Annotated in this window: 24 protein-coding genes and 1 pseudogene; 11 read left to right on the top strand and 14 right to left on the bottom strand. The window is 63.4% G+C overall.

What is annotated here, in order from left to right:
- Positions 1 to 40 precede the first annotated feature (40 nt).
- Entirely contained in the window at positions 41 to 1,222 is a 1,182-nt protein-coding gene (locus NKL04_RS24465) for an HlyD family secretion protein (RefSeq protein WP_023701988.1), read from the top strand.
- Positions 1,223 to 1,243: 21 nt separating this feature from the next.
- Positions 1,244 to 2,845, top strand: a complete 1,602-nt coding sequence (locus NKL04_RS24470; protein WP_023739775.1) for a DHA2 family efflux MFS transporter permease subunit — start codon at positions 1,244 to 1,246, stop codon at positions 2,843 to 2,845.
- A 117-nt stretch (positions 2,846 to 2,962) separates the two neighbouring features.
- Here the strand turns inward: NKL04_RS24470 and NKL04_RS24475 are convergent, their stop codons facing one another.
- The 5 genes from NKL04_RS24475 to NKL04_RS24495 form a co-directional block, all read right to left on the bottom strand.
- Positions 2,963 to 4,510 (bottom strand): FAD-dependent monooxygenase, encoded by a 1,548-nt coding sequence (locus tag NKL04_RS24475; RefSeq protein WP_023701986.1) that lies wholly within the window; start codon positions 4,508 to 4,510, stop codon positions 2,963 to 2,965.
- A 153-nt stretch (positions 4,511 to 4,663) separates the two neighbouring features.
- Positions 4,664 to 5,158 carry a peptide-methionine (R)-S-oxide reductase MsrB gene (msrB, locus tag NKL04_RS24480; protein ID WP_023687458.1) on the bottom strand — a complete coding sequence of 165 codons (495 nt, stop codon included), beginning with the start codon at positions 5,156 to 5,158 and terminating at the stop codon, positions 4,664 to 4,666.
- A 208-nt stretch (positions 5,159 to 5,366) separates the two neighbouring features.
- Entirely contained in the window at positions 5,367 to 5,924 is a 558-nt protein-coding gene (locus NKL04_RS24485) for a fasciclin domain-containing protein (protein ID WP_023687459.1), read from the bottom strand.
- Between the two features lie 224 nt (positions 5,925 to 6,148).
- Positions 6,149 to 6,871: an anti-sigma factor gene (locus NKL04_RS24490; protein WP_023687460.1), complete on the bottom strand. Its 723-nt coding sequence runs from the start codon at positions 6,869 to 6,871 to the stop codon at positions 6,149 to 6,151.
- On the bottom strand, positions 6,868 to 7,407 hold the full coding sequence (locus tag NKL04_RS24495) for a sigma-70 family RNA polymerase sigma factor (RefSeq protein ID WP_023673234.1): 540 nt from the start codon (positions 7,405 to 7,407) through the stop codon (positions 6,868 to 6,870). Before NKL04_RS24495 ends, NKL04_RS24490 begins: the two co-directional genes overlap by 4 nt.
- Positions 7,408 to 7,817: 410 nt before the next feature.
- Here NKL04_RS24495 and NKL04_RS24500 point away from each other — a divergent pair, with 410 nt between their 5' ends.
- Both NKL04_RS24500 and argB read left to right on the top strand, forming a co-directional pair.
- The gene (locus tag NKL04_RS24500; RefSeq protein WP_023701983.1) at positions 7,818 to 8,024 is read left to right on the top strand and encodes an amidase family protein; all 207 of its coding nucleotides are present in this window, start codon (positions 7,818 to 7,820) and stop codon (positions 8,022 to 8,024) included.
- Positions 8,025 to 8,124: 100 nt separating this feature from the next.
- A complete protein-coding gene (gene argB / locus NKL04_RS24505) occupies positions 8,125 to 9,018 on the top strand; it encodes an acetylglutamate kinase (RefSeq protein ID WP_031209616.1) in 894 nt (297 codons plus the stop codon).
- Between the two features lie 42 nt (positions 9,019 to 9,060).
- On the opposite strand, the gene NKL04_RS24510 is transcribed toward argB, so the two are convergent.
- From NKL04_RS24510 to NKL04_RS24520, 3 genes and pseudogenes are all read right to left on the bottom strand, one after another.
- Positions 9,061 to 9,459: a RidA family protein gene (locus tag NKL04_RS24510; protein ID WP_023701981.1), complete on the bottom strand. Its 399-nt coding sequence runs from the start codon at positions 9,457 to 9,459 to the stop codon at positions 9,061 to 9,063.
- A 315-nt stretch (positions 9,460 to 9,774) separates the two neighbouring features.
- A pseudogene (locus tag NKL04_RS24515) lies at positions 9,775 to 10,107 on the bottom strand (cobalamin-dependent protein); the annotation flags it as partial.
- Between the two features lie 111 nt (positions 10,108 to 10,218).
- Positions 10,219 to 10,695, bottom strand: a complete 477-nt coding sequence (locus NKL04_RS24520) for an Lrp/AsnC family transcriptional regulator (RefSeq protein ID WP_023701979.1) — start codon at positions 10,693 to 10,695, stop codon at positions 10,219 to 10,221.
- Between the two features lie 139 nt (positions 10,696 to 10,834).
- Here NKL04_RS24520 and phhA point away from each other — a divergent pair, with 139 nt between their 5' ends.
- Entirely contained in the window at positions 10,835 to 11,671 is an 837-nt protein-coding gene (gene phhA, locus NKL04_RS24525) for a phenylalanine 4-monooxygenase (protein ID WP_023701978.1), read from the top strand.
- 198 nt (positions 11,672 to 11,869) lie between these two features.
- Here the strand turns inward: phhA and NKL04_RS24530 are convergent, their stop codons facing one another.
- From NKL04_RS24530 to NKL04_RS24540, 3 genes are all read right to left on the bottom strand, one after another.
- Positions 11,870 to 13,309, bottom strand: a complete 1,440-nt coding sequence (locus NKL04_RS24530) for a GMC oxidoreductase (protein ID WP_023701977.1) — start codon at positions 13,307 to 13,309, stop codon at positions 11,870 to 11,872.
- Positions 13,306 to 13,476 carry a hypothetical protein gene (locus NKL04_RS24535; RefSeq protein WP_023673226.1) on the bottom strand — a complete coding sequence of 57 codons (171 nt, stop codon included), beginning with the start codon at positions 13,474 to 13,476 and terminating at the stop codon, positions 13,306 to 13,308. The genes NKL04_RS24530 and NKL04_RS24535 overlap by 4 nt, the downstream gene beginning before the upstream one ends.
- A gap of 178 nt (positions 13,477 to 13,654) precedes the next feature.
- Complete coding sequence (locus NKL04_RS24540) at positions 13,655 to 14,416, bottom strand: GGDEF domain-containing protein (RefSeq protein WP_031209615.1); 762 nt, start codon at positions 14,414 to 14,416, stop codon at positions 13,655 to 13,657.
- 175 nt (positions 14,417 to 14,591) lie between these two features.
- Here NKL04_RS24540 and NKL04_RS24545 point away from each other — a divergent pair, with 175 nt between their 5' ends.
- A complete protein-coding gene (locus NKL04_RS24545) occupies positions 14,592 to 15,311 on the top strand; it encodes a pyrimidine 5'-nucleotidase (RefSeq protein ID WP_023687469.1) in 720 nt (239 codons plus the stop codon).
- 85 nt (positions 15,312 to 15,396) lie between these two features.
- On the opposite strand, the gene NKL04_RS24550 is transcribed toward NKL04_RS24545, so the two are convergent.
- Positions 15,397 to 16,242: an LOG family protein gene (locus tag NKL04_RS24550; RefSeq protein ID WP_023681343.1), complete on the bottom strand. Its 846-nt coding sequence runs from the start codon at positions 16,240 to 16,242 to the stop codon at positions 15,397 to 15,399.
- A 148-nt stretch (positions 16,243 to 16,390) separates the two neighbouring features.
- Here NKL04_RS24550 and dapD point away from each other — a divergent pair, with 148 nt between their 5' ends.
- The 3 genes from dapD to NKL04_RS24565 are packed head-to-tail and all read left to right on the top strand — an operon-like array spanning position 16,391 to position 18,438.
- Positions 16,391 to 17,245 (top strand): 2,3,4,5-tetrahydropyridine-2,6-dicarboxylate N-succinyltransferase, encoded by an 855-nt coding sequence (gene dapD, locus NKL04_RS24555; protein ID WP_023701975.1) that lies wholly within the window; start codon positions 16,391 to 16,393, stop codon positions 17,243 to 17,245.
- A complete protein-coding gene (locus tag NKL04_RS24560) occupies positions 17,242 to 17,646 on the top strand; it encodes a DUF805 domain-containing protein (protein WP_081725464.1) in 405 nt (134 codons plus the stop codon). Before dapD ends, NKL04_RS24560 begins: the two co-directional genes overlap by 4 nt.
- A 21-nt stretch (positions 17,647 to 17,667) precedes the next feature.
- The gene (locus tag NKL04_RS24565) at positions 17,668 to 18,438 is read left to right on the top strand and encodes a hypothetical protein (protein WP_023673220.1); all 771 of its coding nucleotides are present in this window, start codon (positions 17,668 to 17,670) and stop codon (positions 18,436 to 18,438) included.
- A gap of 66 nt (positions 18,439 to 18,504) precedes the next feature.
- On the opposite strand, the gene NKL04_RS24570 is transcribed toward NKL04_RS24565, so the two are convergent.
- Entirely contained in the window at positions 18,505 to 19,518 is a 1,014-nt protein-coding gene (locus NKL04_RS24570; RefSeq protein WP_023701974.1) for a 2-dehydropantoate 2-reductase, read from the bottom strand.
- 110 nt (positions 19,519 to 19,628) lie between these two features.
- Here NKL04_RS24570 and dapE point away from each other — a divergent pair, with 110 nt between their 5' ends.
- Positions 19,629 to 20,819, top strand: a complete 1,191-nt coding sequence (gene dapE, locus NKL04_RS24575) for a succinyl-diaminopimelate desuccinylase (protein ID WP_023701973.1) — start codon at positions 19,629 to 19,631, stop codon at positions 20,817 to 20,819.
- A 2-nt stretch (positions 20,820 to 20,821) separates the two neighbouring features.
- Positions 20,822 to 21,427: a hypothetical protein gene (locus NKL04_RS24580; protein ID WP_023673217.1), complete on the top strand. Its 606-nt coding sequence runs from the start codon at positions 20,822 to 20,824 to the stop codon at positions 21,425 to 21,427.
- Here NKL04_RS24580 and truA read toward each other — a convergent pair.
- Complete coding sequence (gene truA, locus NKL04_RS24585) at positions 21,424 to 22,179, bottom strand: tRNA pseudouridine(38-40) synthase TruA (protein WP_023673216.1); 756 nt, start codon at positions 22,177 to 22,179, stop codon at positions 21,424 to 21,426. The genes NKL04_RS24580 and truA overlap by 4 nt on opposite strands.
- Positions 22,180 to 22,181: the final 2 nt, after the last annotated feature.

Below are 22,181 nucleotides of genomic sequence, written 5' to 3' on the forward strand. Positions count from 1 at the left end.
ATAACACATTTTCCTTATATAGCTACGGTAGCGAGATATCATGTCCTCGAACACGCCAACCACCGCCGAAGTCCGCCCCTTTCCCAACGCCAAGGTCTCGCCGGTTATCGAAGCGCCGGAAGCGCCCATCAAGCCTGCCGCCGAAGTTTTGGCCGAGGTGCCGGCCAAGAAGAAGCGGTCGGCTCGCTCGTTGATGCTGCCGATCATCGGCCTCGCTCTGCTCAGCGCCGGCGCCTGGTATGGCTATAATTACTGGACCGACGGCCGGTTCCTGATCTCGACCGACGACGCCTATGTCCAGGCCGACATGTCGTTCGTCTCGCCGAAGATTTCCGGCTATGTCGATCAAGTCAAGGTCTCGGAGAACCAGCAGGTTAAGGCCGGCGATCCGCTGCTGACGATCGACGACGGCGACTACAGAATAGCCGTTGCCCAGGCGGAGGCGCAGATCGCCACGCTGGCTAAGACGCTCGACCGTATCGACGCGCAGACGAAGGCGGCGCAAGCTTCGCTGCAACAGGCGCAGGCGCAGAAGGTCGCCGACCAGGCGGCAGCCGACAACGCCGCTCGCGCCCAGCAGCGCGCCGCGCAACTGGTCAAGACGCATGTCGGCACACAGGCGCAACTGGACGACGCCCAGACCGCTCTCGACCAGGCCAATGCAGCCCTCGTCGGCGCCGACGCGCAGATTGCAGCCGCACAGGCCAATATCGGCGTGTTCGAAGCGCAGCGCGCCGAATCGGCCAGCACGCTGGCTTCGCTGCGGCTGAACCGCGACAAGGCCGCGCGCGATCTGTCCTTCACCGTGCTCAAGGCGCCTTATGACGGCGTCGTCGGCAACCGCTCGGTCGAGCAGGGCGACCTCGTCAGCCCCGGCCAGAAGCTCGCCGTCGTGGTGCCGCTGGACAAGCTCTACATCGTTGCCAACATCAAGGAGACGCAGCTGGCCAAGCTGGTGCCCGGTGAGAAGGTGCGGGTCTCGGTCGACGCCACGGACGGCCATGATTTCGAAGGCACGGTGTCGTCGCTGGCGCCGGCTTCGGGTGCGGTGTTCTCGCTGCTGCCGCCGGAAAATGCCACCGGCAACTTCACCAAGGTGGTGCAGCGCATCCCGGTTCGCATCGACGTGCCGGCCGATGTGCTGAAGGCAGGCAGGCTGCGCGCCGGCCTGAGCGTCGTCGTCGCCGTCGACAGCCGCACGGCTCCGGCTACGGCGAACTGAGCGAAAGCCGGGAGCAACGCCATGGCAACCGCAACCATAACTGCAGGAGCGGCGCCGGCGCCTGCCATGCCGGCGGTACCGACGACCATCTCGACGCGCCGCCTCATCGCCTTCCTGGCGATGGTGTTCGGCATGTTCATGGCGATCCTCGACATCCAGATCGTCTCAGCCTCGCTGGCCGAGATCCAGGCCGGCCTCAGCGCCAGTTCCGACGAAATCCCATGGGTGCAGACCGCCTATCTGATCGCCGAAGTGGTGATGATCCCGCTGTCGGGCTTCCTCAGCCGGATGCTGTCGACGCGCGTGCTGTTTGCAGGCGCCGCGGCCGGCTTCACGGCGGCCAGCGCGCTGGCCGCGACCGCCACCAACATCGACCAGATGATCGTCTACCGAGCCATCCAGGGCTTTATCGGCGGCGGCATGATCCCGAGCGTTTTCGCCGCCGCCTTCACCATCTTCCCGCCGTCGCGCCGCGCCATGGTGTCGCCGATGATCGGCCTGGTGGCGACGCTGGCGCCGACCATCGGCCCGACCGTCGGCGGCTATATCAGCCATGCCATGTCGTGGCACTGGCTGTTCCTCATCAATGTCATTCCAGGCATTCTGGTGACGGTCACGACTTGGACCCTGATCGATTTCGACAAGCCCAATCTCGGCCTGTTCAGCAAGTTCGACTGGTGGGGCCTTGCCGGCATGGCGGCGTTCCTCGGCTGCATGGAATATGTGCTCGAGGAAGGTCCGAACCATGACTGGCTGCAGGAACAGGCCGTGTTCATCTGCGCCATCATCATGGTTGTCGGTGCGGCGCTGTTCTTCTGGCGCGCCTTTACCGCCGAGGAGCCGATCGTCGATCTCAGGGCCTTCACCAACGTCAATTTCGCCTTCGGTTCGCTGTTCTCCTTCGTCATCGGCATCGGCCTGTACGGTCTGACCTATCTCTACCCAGTGTTCCTCGGACGCATCCGCGGCTACGATTCCTTGATGATCGGCGAAGCCCTGTTCGTCAGCGGCCTGGCGATGTTCGTCACCGCGCCGATTTCCGGCATCCTGTCGAGCAAGATGGATTTGCGCATCATGATGATGATCGGGCTGTTCGGTTTCGCTGCCGGCACATGGTGGATGACGCATCTGACCGCCGACTGGGATTTCTGGGAATTGCTGATCCCGCAGATCCTGCGCGGCAGCTCGATGATGCTGTGCATGGTGCCGATCAACAACATTGCGCTCGGCACCTTGCCGCCGGACCGGCTGAAGAACGCGTCGGGCCTGTTCAACCTGACCCGCAACCTCGGCGGTGCGGTCGGCCTTGCCGTCATCAACACCGTGCTGATCGATCGCAGCGCCTTCCACTACGCCCGGCTGGCCGAGCATGTGGAATGGGGCAGTGCAGCGGCGCAGGCCAAGCTGCAGAACATGACGCTCGACTTCCAGCAGACTCCCGGCCTCGACGCCACCAAGGCGGCGATCTCCAAACTGTCGGGCATGGTCCAGCAGCAGGCGTCGCTGCTGTCGTTCATGGATGTGTTCACCATGCTGACCGTGCTGTTCGCGACCATGGCGGTCTTCACCCTGGTCATCGCCAAGCCGGCGCCGCCCGCGGGCAGCGGTAGCGGAGGCCATTGAGCGCGCCGGATCCCCCGCCTGGCGCCCTCATGTGTGACCCCGGAAATCACCCCCGATTTCCGGGGTCACGCTTAAGCATCGATCGTTGTCAAGCTCCTTGGTCGAACACCCGGCGCGCTATGCTGCGGCAGGCGGCCCAAACCATTTGGTCAGCGAGTCGGTTAGCCCGGCTGCTTCAGGGCCGCCGACCCAGGCCACATAACCGTCAGGCCGGACCAGCACTGCGCGTGGGGCTTCGACTGCCCCCAGCACCGGAAGCTCCCATGCGCCATCGTAGCTGGCGTCGACCAGCTGAATCCGCTCCACCCACTGGCCGATACCAAAAGCGCCGGGCTCACCAAGATTAAGCAGCAGCGGCCGAGCGTCGTGCAGCAGGGCGAAAACCGGCAGCGGACCGGCAGCGGTGACGAGGTCGAGATCCGGCATGCGACGCCCCAGCAGCGGATGCCCCTCGCCAAGATCGTAGTGGATGTCCAGGCCGGACAACATGCCGGCAAAACGCTTGCGCGGCTCTTCCATGCCGAGAAGTTCCGACACTGTATCGCGCAGCGCCTTGGTGCGCTCGTCTTCGCGACGGAGCACGACCGACGCCATGGTGTTTTTCATCACACGCGCGGCAATCGGGTGGCGCTCTGCCTGGTAGCTGTCGAGCAGGCTTTCGGGCGCAGTTTTCCTGACCACTTGGGCGAGCTTCCAGCCCAGATTGACCGCGTCCTGCACGCCGGTCTGCAGCCCCTGTCCACCGTCCGGTGGATGCACGTGCGCGGCGTCGCCTGCCAGCAGCACCCGCCCCTTGCGGTATGAGGCTGCCTGCCGGGTCATGTCGGTGAAGCGGGCCAGCGATGTTGGATTGTGGACGCCGTAATCGGTGCCGTAGACGGCAATGAGCGCCTCGCTGAGCTCATGCAATGTGGGCACGCCGCCGGCCCCGACCTCGCGTTCGGTCACCAGCACCCGCACCGTACCGTCTTCCAGTCTGCTGAGGCCGTGAATTCCGATGGCATCGCGGTGGATACCCCATTGCGGCTCTTCCGCTACCTCGATCTCGGCGATCAAATTGCTGGTTGTCGGCTCGGAACCGGGGAACTCGATGCCCCCCGCCTTGCGCACGAGGCTTCTGCCGCCGTCGCAGCCGACAAGATAATCGGCACGAAGCGACCCGCCATCTGTCAGCGCGACATCGACGCCGCCTGCATCCTGCACGAAGCCTGTCACCTCGCGGCCACGGTAGACCGTGACGCCAAGTTCATCGACCCAGCAGGCAAGGATGCGCTCTATGTGCTTTTGCCACAGCGCCAGCCCGTAATTGTGGCGGGTGGGGAAGTCGCTGATATCAAGCGAAACGCCGGCGAAGCCTGCGACCTGTGCGGTCTGGCCTTGCGACAGGAACCGATCGGCAATGCCGCGCTGGTCGAAGATCTCGATGGTGCGCGAATGCAGGCCGCCCGAGCGCGCGCCGGCGAGGTCCTGGTTCTCGCGCCGCTCGACGATGGCCACATCGATGCCGGCCAGGGAAAGCTCGCCGGCCAGCATCAACCCGGTCGGGCCGCCGCCGGCGATCACCACGGAATGGGATATTCGCGGCCGGTCCGCATCAACACCGTCGGTCGATTTGGCGGTCGATTTGGGCTCGCCGTCGCGAGCCCGTGCTTTGGTTGGTTGCATAGGTTCTGGCCCTCTCGTTAGGGCTGCGGAATCTACGCATAAAAAGCCGTCTGCCAATTCTTGAAGTTGACTGTTTTCGCCCCATTTCAGGAGATACGAGGCGGTCGTCACACCGGCTCCAAATCCCCCACCCCGCTAAAAGACGCCGAACGGTCAGGCAGTGGCCGGCTTGAAGCTGAGCGCAACGCCGTTGATGCAATGGCGCAGGCCGGTGGGTGCGGGACCGTCATCGAAGACATGGCCGAGATGACCGCCGCAGCGGCGGCAATGAACCTCGGTGCGGGTCATGCCCAGCGAACGGTCCTCGGTCTTGCCGACGGCGTTGGCAATCTCCTGCCAGAAGCTCGGCCAGCCGGTGCCGGACTCGAACTTGGTGTCTGAGGGGTAGACCGGCAGGTCGCAACCGGCGCAGGCGAAAATGCCCTTGCGATGCTCGTTCAGCAGCGGGCTGGTGCCGGGATACTCGGTGCCTTCCTTGCGCAGCACGTTGAAGGCTTCGTCGGACAGGATGGCGTGCCATTCGGCGTCGGTCTTGGTGACCTCGAAGGTTTCGGCAGCCTTAGCGGGCCCGCCCATGCGCAACGTTGCCGCCGCGCCGGCCACGGCAACGATGGCGGCGCCGCTCAAAAGCAAATCTCGACGGTTCATGACAGAAATCCTCCTGCGGGTTGTTTTGCCATTTTGGCCGCCACTGGAAAATCAAAAGCCGGTGACGGTTGTCCTGCAAACGAACGCTCCACACCGGCTCCGCGCTTGTTGCGGACGGGATGGAGCGCTCGGTCGTTGCTCGGCCCACGGGGCGGGGCCGCGCAATCTGCAGGAGCTTACCGCCTGTTCGTCGGCGGCAGGGGCTTTGTTACATCTTCGGCAGCAGGACCTTGTCGATGACGTGGATGACGCCGTTCGACTGCTCGACATCGGCGATCGTGACATTGGCGACATTGCCGTTCTCGTCGGCTACGGTGACCTTGCCGCCATCGGCCTTGAGCGACAGCTCGCAGCCGCCGACCGTCTTGACCTTGTGGGTGCCGCCATCGGCCTTGGCCATCGAGGCGACATCGGCGCCCATCGCCTTGGCGCCGATGACATGGCAGGTCAGGATCTTGGTGAGCTTGTCCTTGTTCTCGGGCTTGAGCAGCGACTCGACCGTGCCAGCCGGAAGCGCGGCGAAGGCCTCATTGGTCGGCGCGAACACGGTGAACGGGCCGGCGCCCTGCAGTGTCTCGACCAGGCCGGCAGCCTTGACGGCGGCGACCAGTGTCGTGTGATCCTTCGAATTGACGGCGTTCTCGACGATGTTCTTGTTGGCGTACATGGCGGCGCCGCCAACCATCGGATTCTCGGCATAGGCGATTGTGGCGAGGGCGGAGACGGCAATGGTACCGGCGAGCAAAAGGGTGGCGATTCTACGCATAGTGTTCGAACTCCTCGGGGTTATTGTTTCCTCTTTCGGGAACATGAGGAGATACGTAATAGAACTGCCTGAGTTTCCGCGCGCCGGGAAAAATTTATCCTTTATCTTGTCGGCGAATTATCTCCGGAGATCGAATCTCTAATCTCCAGCAGCGTATCCAAAACGAAAACAGCGGAAGATGTACTTCCGCTGCCTTCATTGTCACGTCATGATCTTACGATTTATCAGATGCCCTTCAGGTCGCCCGCGGCAACGACCGGTCCGGTCGGCTGTCCGGTCGTCGAACCGCCCGTCGGCTCGACGCTGACGGCAAGCACGGCGCCTTGCGCCAGCTTCTGCTGCACTGCCGGGGTAACCGGAATGTGCGTGACCTGGCCGGCGGGAATGACACCCATCGAGACCGGCGCATTCTTGCCTTCGATCATCCACAGTTCGAAGTCCTTGCCGGGGGCGCGTTCGCCCGAAACCAGCGACAGGCCGACATCGCGGCGGGATGCGTCGTAGACGACGAGGTATTTGACATCGCTGCCTTCGGCGGCCAGCGAGGCGACGAGGCGCTCCTGTGGCACGACGACCGGCGACCTGACGTAGGGCACGGCGACATAGAGTACCAGGGCCGCGAGAGCCGCTGCGGTGAGGCCGCGCCAGAAGGCAAGGCTGGACCAGAGACTGCCGCTCGGCGCCGTCATCGACGCCGCGGTGGAGGAGAACAGCCGGCGATCGATAGCCGGCTTGACCGTGGCCGGCGGCTCTACCTCAGCATAAGCGGCAGCGATCGGCGAGAGGTTCACTTCCCAGGAATCGACGAGACGGGCAAAGCCGGTCTCCGCGTCGATGCGTCCGGAGGCTATCTGGCGCTCATCCGCCGGCAGCACGCCGAGAACGTATTCGGCTGCGAGCAGGTCGTCGCCTCCACGTTCCGGTCCATTTTCTTCTGCCAGGGTCATCTTTCCAGACATTCTCTAAGTTTCAACAGGCTGCGGCGCAGCCATGTCCGCATCGTGTTGAGCGGAACCTTATGACGTTCCGCGAGCTCGGCGTAACTTTCGCCGTTCAAATACGCACCCCGAACGGCTTGCGCCCGGTCTTGTTCCAACTCTTCAAGGCACTGATAGATGCGCTCGGATTCACCGCCCGCAACAACCATAGCCTCTGGCCCGGGACCGGGGTCAGCCACGTCGAGCGCGGCATCGATATCGGCAGCAGGCTTGCGTCGCGACCGGATGCGATCAATCGCATGATTGCGTGCTATGGCCACCAGCCAGGAGATTGGGCTTAGATCGGAAACAGCGAAACGATCCGCCTTCGTCCACACTTTGACGAAGACCTCTTGCAGCGCTTCTTCCGCATCTCCGCGATCCTTCAATACACGAAGGCACACGCCGAAAAGTTTCGCACTGGTTTGCCGGTAAAGCAGATCGAACGCAGTCCGATCCTTCATCGAGGTCCGGACAATCAGGGTGGAGATATCCTGCGGCGTCATACGGACAAGCTAAGCGATCACAATTTATTTGCAAAGGCAGAAATCTTGTTGTCCACGCAAACGATGTCCGCGCCCGATCGCCAGTAATCGCCGGTCGGTGCCAAGGAAATCGGCTGTCGTTAGCCTCCCGCAGAAAGGGGAACAGCAATGTCGGCCGAACAGATGCTGTGGGAGAACGATGCAACCGACTTGGCAGGCTGTGCACAGAGGCGAGATCTCGCCGCCAGACCTTGTCGATGCTGCGATCGCGCGCGCCGAGGCAACCCGATCATTGCGCATCCGCCGCTTGCCTGAGGCGCCATGGACCCGAAGGGGGCCGACGAGCTCATCGAAAACCTGCTCGACAAATTGCATTTGACCCGTCTCTTGGAGATCAGATCCCTGTTTGGGCAATTGATGGACAAGAGCCTGTGGTTCACCACTGGCCGGCGATCCAGAATGTCAGCGGCCAGCCGTCGATCGCGCTGCCGGCCCATGTCACCGATGCCGGCCTGCCGCTCGGCATCCAGGCCGTCGGCCGCCCCGGCGACGAGCAGGACGCTTTTGTCGCTTGCCGCGCAGATGGAGAAGGTTTCCGGGTGGCTGACGCGGCGGCGCCGCTCAAGGTGCCGGCCTGATCCGGCAGATTTCATCATCGTGATAGCAAAGCTGTTTGCGGCCTGGGCCAATTCCCGCTAAGACGCCGCCGTCCTTACCCACATCCAGGGAACCATGCCGATGACGGAGATCACCGCCACCGCCGAAATGCAGGCCGCCCTGCTCTCGCGGGCCCTGCCCTATATGCAGCGCTACGAGCACAAGACGGTGGTGGTGAAATATGGCGGTCATGCCATGGGCGATATCGAGCTCGGCAAGGCTTTCGCCCGTGACATCGCGCTGCTGAAGCAGTCCGGCGTCAACCCGATCGTCGTCCATGGCGGCGGGCCGCAGATCGGCGCCATGCTGGCCAAGATGGGCATCGAATCCAAGTTCGAAGGCGGGCTGCGCGTTACCGACCAGAAGACGGTCGAGATCGTCGAGATGGTGCTGGCCGGTTCGATCAACAAGGAGATCGTCGCGCTGATCAACGCCGAGGGCGAATGGGCGATCGGCCTGTGCGGCAAGGACGGCAACATGGTGTTCGCCGAAAAGGCGCGCAAGACCATGATCGACCCGGACTCCAACATCGAGCGTGTGCTCGATCTCGGTTTCGTCGGCGAGCCGGTCGAGGTAGACCGCACCCTGCTCGATCTGCTGGCACGCTCGGAAATGATCCCGGTGCTGGCGCCGGTGGCGCCGGGCCGCGACGGCCACACGTACAACATCAATGCCGACACTTTCGCCGGCGCCATTGCAGGCGCCTGCCAGGCGACGCGCCTTTTGTTCCTGACCGACGTGCCCGGCGTGCTCGACAAGAACAAGAAGCTGATCGACGAGCTGACGGTGGCCGAGGCCAGGGCGCTGATCAAGGACGGCACGGTATCGGGCGGCATGATCCCCAAGGTCGAGACCTGCATCGAGGCGATCGAGCGCGGCGTCGAAGGCGTCGTCATCCTCAACGGCAAGACGCCGCATGCGGTGCTTCTGGAACTGTTCACCGAACACGGCGCCGGCACGCTGATCGTGCCCTGAGGTGCAACTTGCTTGGCGGCCAGTCGATCGGCTGGCCAGCCGTTAGGCAGGCTGGGGCAGGCGCGCGATGGCCTTTATCTCGAAGTCGAAGCCGGCTAACCAGTTGACGCCGACCGCCGTCCAATTGGTGTAGGGCGGTTCACCGAACACCTTCAGCCGAACGGCATCGATCACGGGCCATTGCGCTGCCGGATCGGTGTGGAAGGTGGTCACGTCGACTATATCGTCGAACGTGGCGCCCGCTGCTTTCAGTACTGCCGCGAGATTATCGAAGGCAAGCTGGACCTGCTTTTCGAATGCAGGTTCGGGCGACCCGTCCTCGCGGCTGCCGACCTGGCCCGAGACGAACAAAAGATCGCCCGATCGGATTGCAGCAGAATAGCGATTGATCTCGTAGAGAGCCTGCCGGCCGGCAGGAAAGATCGCGTCACGTTTGGTCATTTTCACTCCATTGTCCGGGGCACTCACATACGTCCCGTATGCATGAGGTGGGTACATACGCTGCGTATGTCAATACGCATACGGTACGTATCTATGAATGGCAGCGAGCCTGTCAGGCGCCGGCAGAGATCGCGACAGCCGCTTCGGCCGGCTTGCGCGACGGGCGCATGACGACCATGGATTCCTCATCGGGATCCTGCGGAGCGCCCCAGAACTCAGCCAGCGTCGGACCATCCTTGAGGCGGCGGTCGCGGGCCAGAAAACCCCAGACCTCGTGGAACCACGCGGCGGCCCATTTGCGTGTACCAGCGCATCGTCGCGCCAGTGATAGGTCGGGAACACGCCGCCATAGATCACCAGCGTCGCCGGCTCGAGCGCCTTGACCATGCGGGCGATCGCGAGCGCGGTGGGATGCGCCGAGGTCGAGCCGGAGTGGCCGATCAGGATGCAATCGGGCTGGCCGCTGAGCGCATCGCGCACCAGCGTTTCCAACGGCATCGGCCCGAATTCGGCATCGACCAGCCGGACTTTATGGCCGGCGTCGATAAGCGGGCCGCCCAGTGCCAGCAGGCCGAGCGGTGGCAGATGGTCATCGGGCACGCGGCTGCCGATGGCGGTGTGCGGCGGATTGATCAGCACGATGTTCATGACGGACCTTTGAGCGACGGTCCGCATGGCGTAGCCGGCGTTTCAGTTTCGCATTTGGGCTCCGTTCAGCAGTTTGCGTGCAGCTTTTCCGCAGAAATGGCGGTGCGTGTCCTACCGCCTGAGGTGGGCGAGCGGCACGTGGCCCGGGCCTTTGATGTTCTGCAGCACCAGCTGGGTGTGAACGTCGCGCACGCCGGCAAGCCGCATCAGGCGGTGCATGACGAAGGCGTTGAGCTCGTCGACCGACGGCACCATGACGTGCAGCAGGAAATCGTGGTCGCCGGTCATCGTCCAGCATGACGACACTTCGTCCATGCGTTGCACGGCGGCGATGAAGCTTTCGGGCGAACCGTCGCTGTGGCTGGTGAGCCGCACCTGGATGAACACCTCGACCATCAGGCCGACGGCGCGGCGGTTGAGCACGGCGGCAAAGCCCTTGATGATGTCGGCCTCCTGCAGCGCCTCGAAGCGGCGGGCGCAAGGCGTCGTCGACAGGCCGATCTCCTGCGCCAGTTCGGACACGGGCTTGCGTCCATCGCGCTGAAGCACATCCAGCATCTTGATCTCGAAATCGTCGAACTGAGGCATTTTCACTCTCTTTCAGCTTCTGCTTGGTGATTTTTACCTCAAATCATGGACCCAAGCCATCATCAAAGCTGAATTGCCTCGCCGGCTGCCGCTAGATTCGGCGGACAGATTCAAGTGTCACGATCAGGGGAGAAGAACCATGACGACGATGAGCGTTGCCGAATATGCCCGTGATTGCGCGGCGCAAGGCCTGCGTGGCGACTATTCGGTCTGCCGTTCCGATTTCACCGTGGCGCAGGGCTATGATTACAGCGCCGAAGAACAGGCGGTGTGGCGCACGTTGTGCGACCGGCAGACCAAGCTGACGCAGAAGCTGGCGCACCATTCCTATCTCGATGGCGTCGCCGCACTCGGCCTGCTCGACAAGATCCCGGATTTCGGCGCGGTCTCAGACAAGCTGCGCAAGCTGACCGGCTGGGAAATCGTCGCCGTGCCTGGCCTCATCCCGGCCGCGCCCTTCTTCGACCATCTCGCCAACCGGCGCTTTCCGGTGACCAACTGGCTGCGCACCAAGGACGAGCTCGACTACATCGTCGAACCCGACATGTTCCACGACTTCTTCGGCCATGTGCCCATCCTGACACAGCCGGTGTTTGCCGACTTCATGCAGATGTATGGCGAAAAGGCCGAGAACGTGATTGCGCTGGGCGGTGACGAGATGATCACCCGGCTCTACTGGTACACCGCCGAATACGGGCTGATACAGGAGGAGGGCCAGAAGCTGAAAGCTTTCGGCGCCGGGCTGATGTCGTCGTTCACCGAATTGCAGTTCGCCGTCGCGAGCCCGGACGCGCACCGCGTGCCCTTCGACCTCGAAACGGTGATGCGCACCGGCTACGAGATCGACAAGTTCCAGCGCGCCTATTTCGTGCTGCCGTCTTTCGACGTGTTGCGCGATGCGTTCCGGACCGCCGATTTCAGGGCGATCGTCGCCCGCCGCAAGGGGCAGCCGGCGCTCGATCCGGCAACGGTTTAGCAAATCCTGGAGGGTTTGCGCGGCACCTACCCCCACCCTTAATCCCTCCCCACAAAGGGGGAGGGAGATCTCGTTGGCGCTGATTTCCGAGGGTTTCGACACCAAGGCATGGGTAGCGCCGGCAGCAATCCTGTCGCGCCGTTCGCTTTTTTGACAATCAGACGGTGATGACTTCGTCACACCGGGGGGATGACTTCGTCACACCGTGATTACTTTTGTCAGATGGTCGCCTAGCCGGCAGGCAAGTGCGGTGATCGTCGTCGTTGGATTGCATTCGCCAGAGGTGCAGAATACCGAGGAACCACCGACATAGAGATTGTCCATGCCGTGCACCTTGCAGTTGGCGTCGACCACGCTCTTGGTGACATCGGTGCCCATGCGCGTGCCGCCCATGTGGTGGTGGCCGGCCAGTTCCTCATCCGTCGGGTAGTCCTCGCCATTGGTCAGCCAGTCCATGATGCGGACGCGGCCGAGGTCCTTCTCGATCAGCGTCGTTCCGAACAGCTTGAGCCCCTCGAGGATGGTGCGGCGCTCCAACGGCGACTTCTTCCAGTGCAGCTCGATGCGCGGCACGCCGGCACGGTCGACATCGGTCTTCGACAATTCGATATGGTTCGAGGCCAGCGGCGCCTGTTCCCAGGCGACGTAGAGCTGGGCGGCGCAGCGCAGGTTCTGGCTGAGCTGGTAGGCGACCCATTCGGCGGCCTCGGGCGCGGTGCAGGCGAGGTCGGCAATCAGGCTCTTGACGCCGGCATAGGGCGTCTCGATCAGGCGTATGCCGAAATTCATGATCTGCAGCCGCTCCATGGCGGCGAGCGTCGGCGAGAAGAACGCCTCGTTGACGGCATCGACCTCGAACTCCCTGTAATCGGCCAGGATGGCATTGCCGCCCTCGAAGGTCGGGTGCTCCATCCAGTAGCGGCCAAGTGCCGTGGCGTTCGGCACCACGCCGCCATTCGAGCGCTGGTTCGACCATAGAAGCAGCCGCGAATTCTCCAGCCCGCCGGCGCAGACGATGAAATAATCGGCGCTGAAAGCGCCGGCATCCTTGCCGTTCGACCACAGCCCGGCGCCGGTCACTCGTTTGCCGTCCCCGGCAAGTTCGGTGGCATAGGTGTTGAGCACGAGCGCTATGTTTTTGCTCTTGTCGAGCTCGTCGGAGAATTTCTCGCCAAAGCGCACGGCCGGGCTCTTGATCAGCTGCACCCAGCGTATGTCGTCTGAAATCGGCACATCGGGCTTGAAGTCGGGAAGCTCGAGTATGTCGTGCACCTCGGACAGATAAGGCTCGATGTCGGCGCGGCTGATTGGCCAGCCGGTGTCCGGCGCCCATGCCTTGGGTTCGAAGTCCTGCTTGTCGAGCACGCGGCACCAGCCGGCCCAATGGTTCGACGATCCGCCCATGAAGCGCAGCCGGGTGATGTCGAGATCGAAATATTGATCGCCGACCGTGGAGCCGCGGTAGAAATCCTGCGACTCGTCGCTGAATTCGCGTGCGCCGGCCTCCAGCACCACGACCGGAATGCCGGCGGCGCCGAGCTTTCTGGCAATGGTGGTGCCGGCCGGCCCGGAGCCGAGAATGCAGACCTTGGGCTTGAAATCCGAGGCTCGAAACGCCTCATAGCTGTCGAAGATCATGCCAGGTCGCTCCGCTTCAGGATCCAGCCATTGACCACGACGATCTCGTCGGGATCGGCCGGGGGGCGGTCGCTGTCAGGCAGCTTGCGAAAAAGCTGTAGCGCCGGCATCGCAATCAGCGCCTGCACGATGGTGCGGCGCGACATTTTCCTGATGAAGAAACTCATGACACGTCTCTGGATGGGGGCTTCGATCCACGCATGGCGTTCCCTGAACGGCACAGGTACCGGCCAGACATGCCATTCCCGTGCCAAGCCTTGCCTGTAAACGAGTTACAACCCGGTAAACGGCGCAGTTGCGTGGAAACAATGTCGGCGAAGCGTTAACAGCCCCACCACCAACACCTCAGGCAGCTTCGGAAATGTCCCGGTCGAGGATCGACAAATTGCGGCCGCGGTGCTTGGCCTCGTAGAGCCGGCGGTCGGCGGCGCGCATCAGGTCCGAGACATCGGCATCTTGCGCACAGGTGATGCCGCCGATCGAGACGGTCAGCGGCACCGTGCGCTCGTCGACCGGACGAAAGCGGACCAGCTCGACTTCACGGCGGATGCGCTCGGCCACGCGCCGGGCTTCGGCTTCCGTAGCGCCGACCAGGAAGGCGCCGAACTCCTCACCGCCAATGCGGCCGAGCACGTCGCCGCTGCGGACGCCGCGCTCGATGGCGCTGGCGATCAACACCAGTGCGTCATCGCCGGTCAGATGGCCGAAACTGTCGTTGATCGCCTTGAAATGGTCGGCGTCGATGATCAGCAGCGCGCCGCGATCGGATTTGCGCCTCGAGCCGTCCAACGCGGCAAAGAAGCTCTCGCGGTTGAGCATGCCGGTCATGTCGTCGCGGCTCGCCTTCGCCGACAGGCGCCGATGCGCGGCGGCGAGCTGGGCATGCGCGCGGGCGAGATCGCGATGCGCGTTTTTCAGTCGGTCGCTCTGCCAGAAGGTGCTGGCGCAGGCGATCCAGGCGAGCGCCAGCGGGCACACCGTCGATGTCAGCCAGACAGTGCGGTCGACCGGAAAACCCATGGCGGGAACGATGATCAGCGTCAGCAAAAGCGAGATGGCTACCGAGCCGAATGCGACCACGGCGGACTTTAAGACTATGCGACTCATCGCTGGCTCCCACTGAACCGTCTCTGTGCCAGCAAGCCCTGAAGGCCACCTTTCCGTGATGGCTAAAATTTGAATGGTGAGCCCATTTTTACAACTCTAGATGCACATAGGTTGTGGATAAGCTCTACATCAGAAAGGGGTTCGAACGGCAGATATTTCATGCCATAAGGACGCCATGACCACGCTGCCCGATCCCGCCCGCTTCGCCCATGTCACCGACTGGGTGTTCGACCTCGACAACACGCTTTATCCGCACCATTCGAATCTGTTTTCGCAGATCGACGTCAAGATGACGGCCTATGTCGGAGAACTGCTCACGCTGCCGCGCGAGGAAGCGCGCAAGCTGCAGAAGGAACTCTATCTCGAATATGGCACGACGCTGAACGGGCTGATGACGCGTCACGGCATCGACCCCGACGACTTTCTCGAAAAGGTGCATGATATCGACTATTCGTGGCTGGTGCCGGATCCGGTGCTGGGCACCGCCATCCGCCAGCTGCCCGGCCGCAAGTTCATCTTCACCAACGGCGACCGCAGGCACGCCGAGCGCACCGCGCGCCAGCTCGGCATACTCGACCATTTCGACGACATTTTCGATATCGTCGCCGCCGGGCTGACGCCGAAGCCGTCGCGGCAGACCTATGAGAAGTTTGCCGAACTGCACGCCGTCACCGGACACAATGCGGTGATGTTCGAGGATCTCGCCCGCAACCTCGAGGTGCCGAAATCACTCGGCATGACCACGGTGCTGGTGGTGCCGCGCAATTTCGAGCCGACCTTTGCCGAGATCTGGGAACGCGATCCGGCCAATGAGGACGACGTCGATTTCGTCACCGACGATCTCGCGACGTTTCTGACGGGGATAGTGGAGGGGGTAGAGGAATTGAGGAGCTGAAGAATTGAAGAACTGGTGAAAGGGAGAACGATCCGGACCTCCTTTTCCTCAATTCTTCAGTTCTTCAATTCCCATTTCGCCAACCCTATTCTCCTAACTTGTAGAAGCGGCTGATGATCCCCCAGGCCTCGTCGGCGGTGTCGACAAAGTCGATGATATCCTGGTCGCCGGGCGTGATGGTGCCTTGTTCGGCCAGGAAATCGAGGTCGATCGCGCGCTGCCAGAATGCCTTGCCGAACAGGATCACCGGCACGCGCTCCATGCGGCCGGTCTGGATCAGCGTCAGCGTCTCGAAGAATTCGTCCATGGTGCCGAAGCCGCCCGGAAACACCGCGACGGCCTTGGCGCGCATCACGAAATGCATCTTGCGGATGGCGAAATAGTGGAAGTTGAAGCAAAGCTCCGGGGTCACATAGGCGTTCGGCGCCTGCTCGTGCGGCAGGACGATGTTGAGGCCGATCGACGGCGCGCCGACATCGTCGGCGCCGCGATTTCCCGCCTCCATAACGCCTGGACCGCCACCGGTGACGACGACGAATTCGCGGTAGTAGGACGTGGCCGATTGCTGTGAGCAGAGGCGGGCGAATTTGCGCGCCTCCTCGTAGTATTTGCTGTTTTCCTCGAGGTTTTTCTTCTGCGTCTCGTTCTTGGCGGCCCAGGCCTCGCCGCCGGGCTCGGGAATACGCGCGCCGCCGAACAGGATCACCGTCGAGCGGATGCCGCGCTCGGCCAGGATCATTTCGGGCTTCAAGAGCTCAAGCTGCAAGCGCACAGCGCGCAATTCCCGGCGCGTCATGAAGTCGGGATCGTTCCAGGCCAGCCGGTAGGTTTCGGCGCGCGTCTGCGGCGTGTCGGGAACGCTTTTCGAGCGCTCCAGATCCTCGTCCGAATGCGGCAGCGGCGTCCATCCCGCCTTTTCCATAGGAGTCATATGCTTTCTACCCGTCCCAACAGTTCACTTGCGCCGTCCCATGGCGCACGCGCGATTGACCCCCAATACGCCTTAACATAGGGTCCGCGCGACTTTCAAAACAAGGTTAAGGCCGACGGCCTTAACAGCGTGGTAACGGAGCGAATTCATGTCGAAGCCTGATCTGGCCAGCCTCGAAATGACGATCGAGAAGGCCTTCGAGGAGCGCGACACGATTTCGACCGCGACCCGGGGCGAAACGCGCGACGCCATCCAGTCCTCACTCGACCTGCTCGACCGTGGCACCGTGCGCGTTGCCGAGCGCCAGGCCGATGGCAAATGGCATGTCAACCAATGGCTGAAGAAGGCGGTGCTGCTCTCGTTCCGGCTCTATCCGATGGAGATCATCAAGGGCGGCCCCGGCCAGGCGGTCTGGTGGGACAAGGTGGCGTCGAAGTTCGACGGCTGGAGCGCGGTCGATTTCGAGAAGGCAGGCTTCCGCGCCGTGCCGTCTTCGATCGTGCGCCGCTCGGCCTATGTCGCGCCGGGCGCGGTGCTGATGCCGTCCTTCGTCAATGTCGGCGCCTATGTCGATAGCGGCACCATGGTCGACACCTGGGCCTCGGTCGGCTCCTGCGCCCAAATCGGCAAGAATGTGCACCTCTCGGGCGGCGTAGGCATCGGCGGGGTGCTGGAGCCGATGCAGGCCGGCCCGACCATCATCGAGGACAATTGCTTCATCGGCGCGCGCTCCGAAGTGGTCGAGGGCTGCATCGTGCGCGAAGGCTCGGTGCTCGGAATGGGTGTGTTCATCGGCCAGTCGACCAAGATCGTCGACCGCGCCACCGGCGAAGTGTTTTATGGCGAGGTGCCGCCGAATTCGGTCGTCGTCGCCGGCTCGATGCCGGGCAAGGCCTTTCCGAACAACGAGCCGGGCCCTGGCCTCTACTGCGCCGTCATCGTCAAGCGCGTCGATGCCAAGACCCGGTCGAAAACCTCGATCAACGAACTGCTGCGTGATTGATCCTGTCCGAGCAACCAGAGCGCTCCAGATTGCCCAACACACCACCACTTCCCTGGCTTTTCTTCAGCCTCTCAGGGCGCGTCAGCCCAAGTGCCTACGTGCTCGCCGGGCTGCTGCTGGTGCTTGCACAGTTTTTCCCGCTCTACCAGTTGTCGAGACTGGAACCCGGCACCGCAACCAGCCAGAACTGGGCACTTGTGTTCTGGGTCGTTTTGCTGATCTCGACATGGTCGAGCTTTGCGGTAACCGCAAAGCGGTTTCATGATTTCGGCAAGCCGACTTATTACGCGTTGATCTCTCTTATCATCGGCCCCATTCTTCTCATCGTTCTAGCGTGTTTCCGCGGTGACCCCGGTCCGAACCGCTACGGCAAACGCAGCAACGCGCCGGCTGAACCATGAGCGCCGACCGGATATCTCGCCATGCGCTACCGCACGCTTGATCCGAAACTGATCATCGACACCGCCGAGCGGCTGGAAGAGCGCGTCGCCGAGCGTTTTCCCGATGCCGGCCTGCGCGGCGTCGCCGCCGAACTGGTGTCGCTGTCGCGCGACCTGGCCAAGGCGGCGCAGGCGCTGGAAGCGCCGATCTGGTGGCTGCGCGGCGCCATCGTCGCCGCTGTTGCCGCCGGCGCGCTGATCTTCCTATTCGTCGGCACCATCCTGCCGCTCATCCATATCTCGCAGGCCGACGATGCGGTGCAGTCGGTGCAAGGCATCGAAGCCACGATCAACATGATGATCCTTGCCGTGCTCGGCCTGCTGGCGCTGATCCGCACCGAGGAGCGCATCAAGCGCAAGCGGGTGTTTCGCCAGCTGCATGGGTTGAGATCGCTGATCCATGTCATCGACATGCACCAGCTGACCAAGGATCCGGCAGCATTGTCCGCCAATTTCAGGCCGACCGCGCATTCGCCGGCTCGCATCACCAATGCCGCCGACCTGGCGCGCTACCTCGACTATTGCTCGGAAATGCTGTCGATCACCGGCAAGATCGCGGCGCTGTTTGCGCAGTCGGTCAATGACGATGTGGTCATCGACGGCGTCAACGACGTCGAGAACCTGGCGTCCAACCTGTCGCGCAAGATCTGGCAGAAGATCACGCTGATCGAGAACCACCCGGCGGCGCAGCCCGTGCCGGCGCCAGGCCCGGCGAGCAAAGCGCCGGCTCCGAGGCGCGCACCAAAGCTGTGACGCGGCGGGCCCACGCGCCTGTTTTCGGGCTATGCGGGCCAAGGCCCGCGGCTCGCGGCAAGTAGACTATCCAGTGACGGCTTCCGGCGTCAGCCCGGGTGAGCCGCGCTTTTCCCGCTCGGCCTGCTGCACCAGCGCGGTGACCCGCTTCAGCAGAGGCGCCGGCGTGCCGGCCTTTTCGGCGAGGCTCAGGACGGCCCCCTGCAGGTCACCGATCTCGGTCGGCCGACCGCGCTGGAGGTCGTCCCACATGGACGAGCGCGCCTGCGGGTCGATGGCGAGCATGCGGCGGGCGACCAGCCGGAACAGCCAGTCCGGCAGCCGGAGCAGCTTCGACAGCAGGCCGGGACGCAAGCCGCCGATCCGCGCCGGCGCGATATGTAACGCCTTCATCGCCGCCAGGGCCTCGTCGATCTGACCGGCCAGGATCCGCCGCCAGCGGCGGTCGGCAAGTTCACTCGCCAGCGGCAGGCCGGACAAGGCGACAAGCGCGTTGTTGAGGTTGATCAGCAGCTTGCCCCACTGCACGGCCTTCATATCGGGATGGGTTTCCACGCCAAGCCCTTCGACATCGAGAAGGCCGGCAAGGCCGGTCACGCCATCTTCGATCATGACCTTGCCGTCGCTGGCGCGATGCACGTGAAGCGGCAAATTGCCTATGGCCGACTGGACGACATTGAACGGCACCATGCCGGCGAGTACAGTCCGGCCACCGAGCCCGGCGCGTAACCGGTCGGCATTGCCGACGCCGTTCTGCAGGCTGACCACCACGACATCGCCGCGCGCATGTCCGGCAACAAGCGACGCCATCTCCTCGGTAGCGCCGTTCTTGACCGTCACCAGCACCACGTCGGCACTGGCGAGGGCAGCGGCGGGATCGGTGGTGACGGACTCCGGCCGCATGGATCGGTCGCGACCATCGAGATCGGTGATGCGCAGGCCACCGTCCAGCAAGGCCGTCGCTATGCCTGGCCGCGCCAAAAACAACACCTTGCGTCCGGCCAGCGCCAGGCAACCGCCGACATAGCAGCCGATGCTGCCGGCGCCGGCAATGACGATGGTCTTTTCGGCGTTGGCCATGCGATTATCTCGTGTTGGCCTGCACTATACGAAAACCATAATGTCGGCGGCAGGACCGGTCATCATCTCTGGCCGTGACAGGCCTTTCGCTTTCAACTATCGCTTTGCCCATGAAACTGCCGACCGATCCCGCCGCCAACCTCGCGACCCTCATACGCTGCGCCTCCGTAACGCCCGCCGAGGGCGGCGCGCTGGCTGCCCTGGAAGGCATGCTGAAGCCGCTCGGCTTTTCCGTCGAACGCCCGGTGTTTTCCGAAGACTGCACCCCCGACATCGAGAACCTCTACGCGCGCCGCTCCGGCAATGGGCCGCATCTGATGTTTGCCGGCCATACCGACGTGGTGCCGGCGGGCGACGAGGCGTCGTGGACGCATCCGCCCTTTGCCGCCGAGATCGCCAAGGGCGAAATGTACGGCCGCGGCGCCGTCGACATGAAGGGCGGCATCGCCTGTTTCATCGCCGCCGTGGCGCGCCATGTCGAGAAAAAGGGTGGTCCGAAAGGCTCGGTCTCGCTGCTGATTACCGGCGACGAGGAGGGGCCGGCGATCAACGGGACGACAAAACTGCTCGACTGGGCGGCGGCCAAGGGCGAGAGATGGGACGCCGCGATCGTCGGCGAGCCGACCAATCCGGACACGCTCGGCGACATGATCAAGATCGGCCGGCGTGGCTCGATGTCGGGCAGTGTCACGGTCAACGGCCGCCAGGGCCATGTCGCCTATCCATTGCTCGCCGACAATCCGGTGCGCGGCCTGATCAGCCTGGTCGACGCCTTGCTGTCGCCCGTCTTCGACAAGGGCACGAAGGATTTTCAGCCGACCAATCTGGAAGTGACCTCGATCGATGTCGGCAACCCGGCGACCAATGTTATTCCGGCCAAGGCGACAGCCACCTTCAACATCCGCTTCAACGACACATGGACTGCCGAGACGGTGCAGGCCGAGATCCATAACCGCCTCGACCAGGCGGCGAAGCGCAAGAAATACCGGACCGGCAAGACGCCGGTCGACTACGAGCTGATCTGGCGCGACCGGCCGAGCCATGTCTTCCTGACGCGCGACGACAAGCTGATCGAGACGCTGCGCGGGTCGATCAGGGCGACAGTCGGCAAGGAGCCGGCGCTGTCCACCTCGGGCGGAACCTCGGATGCGCGTTTCATCAAGGACTATTGCCCGGTGGTCGAGTTCGGCCTCGTCGGCAAGACCATGCACATGGTCGACGAGCGCGTCGCACTGGCCGACCTCGAGACGCTGACCCAAATCTACCAGCGCTTCATCGATGACTGGTTCGAGCAGGGCTGATCATGCTTTCGGTTGACGAGACCTCTTCATCGCTTAACGGCGCCTGGCGGCTGATGCTCGGAAAGGCCGACGGCTTGCGGCTGCTCGACCTTTCGGCGGACGGCTTCTGGAATTCCTTCTTCGCCATCGTCGTCGCCGCGCCGGCGATGATCGTCGGCTGGGTCGGCACGGCCAACGAGATCGGCGATCCCAATGCGTTCGCCGGCCGGCTGGGCATGTTGATTCGCCTGGCGACCGTCGACCTCGGCTCGTGGCTGCTGCCCCTGGTTGTGCTTGCCCTGGTCGCATCGCGCGCCGGCATCGGCGACCGCTTCGTCCACTATGTCGTCGCCAGCAACTGGGCGTCGGCGATCACTGCCTGGATGCTGCTGCCTTCAGCGCTGATCAGGCTTTTCCTGCCGTCTGGCAACCCGGTTGCCGAATTGGTGTGGCTGGTTCTGGTGGTGCTGTCGCTGGTACTCTCCTGGCGGATGACCAACGCCGCGATCGGCAAGGGCGCGGCTGTCGGCAGCGCCGTGTTCGCAGGCATGTTGGTGGTGTCTCTGGCCGTCTTGTTCGGCCTGGTGGCGCTGCTCGGCATCACTGTGCCGACCGCCGCTCCGGCTTAGAACTTTTCCGGATAGTCTACACCGACGAGAAAAAGCCCGTCGGGCGGCGCCACCTGGCCGCAGGCGGCGCGGTCTTGCGCCGCGAGCGCTGCCTTGAGGTCGGCGCCGGTCCAGCCGCCGTCGCCGACGCGTTTCAGCGAACCGACCATGGAGCGCACTTGGTTGTGCAGGAAAGAGCGCGCCGAGGCCCTGACTTCGATCAGGTCGCCCTGGCGGCTTACATCGAGCCGCTCCAGCGTCCGCACCGGACTGTTGGCCTGGCATTGCGTCGAGCGGAAGGTGGTAAAGTCATGTCGGCCGAGCAGGACTTTCGCCGCTTCGTGCATGGCGTTCGCATCGAGCCGCTTCGGCACCCACCAGACCTTGCCCTTTTCCATCGCTGCAGGCGCGCGCCGGTTGAGGATGCGGTAGAGATAGTGCCGTCCGGTGGCCGAGAAACGGGCGTCGAACTCATTGGGGACAACCGTCGCCTGCAGGATGGCGATGCGCGCGCCTGCCGCCTGCAGGTGCGCGTTGACGGCGTCGCGCACCTTGTCGTTTGGCCATGCCTTGGCGAGGTCGACATGCGCCACCTGGGCGGTCGCATGCACCCCGGCGTCGGTGCGGCCGGCGGCGCGTATCCGCACCGCCTCACCGCAGAATTTCTCGATCGCCTGCTCTATCGCCTGCTGCACCGAAGGCTGATCCGCCTGGTGTTGCCAGCCGGCGAAAAGGCTGCCGTCATATTCGATATCGAGACGAAAACGCGGCATAC

Origin of the sequence: Mesorhizobium sp. C264A (genome assembly GCF_040324515.1) — a bacterium.
Taxonomy (GTDB): domain Bacteria; phylum Pseudomonadota; class Alphaproteobacteria; order Rhizobiales; family Rhizobiaceae; genus Mesorhizobium.

What these genes read in the sequence shown, in the direction of transcription:
- NKL04_RS24465 (WP_023701988.1), top strand. Translation starts at nt 41, where the DNA reads ATGTCCTCGAACACGCCAACCACCGCCGAAGTCCGCCCCTTTCCCAAC.
- NKL04_RS24470 (WP_023739775.1), top strand. Translation starts at nt 1,244, where the DNA reads ATGGCAACCGCAACCATAACTGCAGGAGCGGCGCCGGCGCCTGCCATG.
- NKL04_RS24475 (WP_023701986.1), bottom strand. Translation starts at nt 4,510, where the DNA reads ATGCAACCAACCAAAGCACGGGCTCGCGACGGCGAGCCCAAATCGACC.
- msrB (WP_023687458.1), bottom strand. Translation starts at nt 5,158, where the DNA reads ATGAACCGTCGAGATTTGCTTTTGAGCGGCGCCGCCATCGTTGCCGTG.
- NKL04_RS24485 (WP_023687459.1), bottom strand. Translation starts at nt 5,924, where the DNA reads ATGCGTAGAATCGCCACCCTTTTGCTCGCCGGTACCATTGCCGTCTCC.
- NKL04_RS24490 (WP_023687460.1), bottom strand. Translation starts at nt 6,871, where the DNA reads ATGACCCTGGCAGAAGAAAATGGACCGGAACGTGGAGGCGACGACCTG.
- NKL04_RS24495 (WP_023673234.1), bottom strand. Translation starts at nt 7,407, where the DNA reads ATGACGCCGCAGGATATCTCCACCCTGATTGTCCGGACCTCGATGAAG.
- argB (WP_031209616.1), top strand. Translation starts at nt 8,125, where the DNA reads ATGACGGAGATCACCGCCACCGCCGAAATGCAGGCCGCCCTGCTCTCG.
- NKL04_RS24510 (WP_023701981.1), bottom strand. Translation starts at nt 9,459, where the DNA reads ATGACCAAACGTGACGCGATCTTTCCTGCCGGCCGGCAGGCTCTCTAC.
- NKL04_RS24520 (WP_023701979.1), bottom strand. Translation starts at nt 10,695, where the DNA reads ATGCCTCAGTTCGACGATTTCGAGATCAAGATGCTGGATGTGCTTCAG.
- phhA (WP_023701978.1), top strand. Translation starts at nt 10,835, where the DNA reads ATGACGACGATGAGCGTTGCCGAATATGCCCGTGATTGCGCGGCGCAA.
- NKL04_RS24530 (WP_023701977.1), bottom strand. Translation starts at nt 13,309, where the DNA reads ATGATCTTCGACAGCTATGAGGCGTTTCGAGCCTCGGATTTCAAGCCC.
- NKL04_RS24535 (WP_023673226.1), bottom strand. Translation starts at nt 13,476, where the DNA reads ATGAGTTTCTTCATCAGGAAAATGTCGCGCCGCACCATCGTGCAGGCG.
- NKL04_RS24540 (WP_031209615.1), bottom strand. Translation starts at nt 14,416, where the DNA reads ATGAGTCGCATAGTCTTAAAGTCCGCCGTGGTCGCATTCGGCTCGGTA.
- NKL04_RS24545 (WP_023687469.1), top strand. Translation starts at nt 14,592, where the DNA reads ATGACCACGCTGCCCGATCCCGCCCGCTTCGCCCATGTCACCGACTGG.
- NKL04_RS24550 (WP_023681343.1), bottom strand. Translation starts at nt 16,242, where the DNA reads ATGACTCCTATGGAAAAGGCGGGATGGACGCCGCTGCCGCATTCGGAC.
- dapD (WP_023701975.1), top strand. Translation starts at nt 16,391, where the DNA reads ATGTCGAAGCCTGATCTGGCCAGCCTCGAAATGACGATCGAGAAGGCC.
- NKL04_RS24565 (WP_023673220.1), top strand. Translation starts at nt 17,668, where the DNA reads ATGCGCTACCGCACGCTTGATCCGAAACTGATCATCGACACCGCCGAG.
- NKL04_RS24570 (WP_023701974.1), bottom strand. Translation starts at nt 19,518, where the DNA reads ATGGCCAACGCCGAAAAGACCATCGTCATTGCCGGCGCCGGCAGCATC.
- dapE (WP_023701973.1), top strand. Translation starts at nt 19,629, where the DNA reads ATGAAACTGCCGACCGATCCCGCCGCCAACCTCGCGACCCTCATACGC.
- NKL04_RS24580 (WP_023673217.1), top strand. Translation starts at nt 20,822, where the DNA reads ATGCTTTCGGTTGACGAGACCTCTTCATCGCTTAACGGCGCCTGGCGG.
- truA (WP_023673216.1), bottom strand. Translation starts at nt 22,179, where the DNA reads ATGCCGCGTTTTCGTCTCGATATCGAATATGACGGCAGCCTTTTCGCC.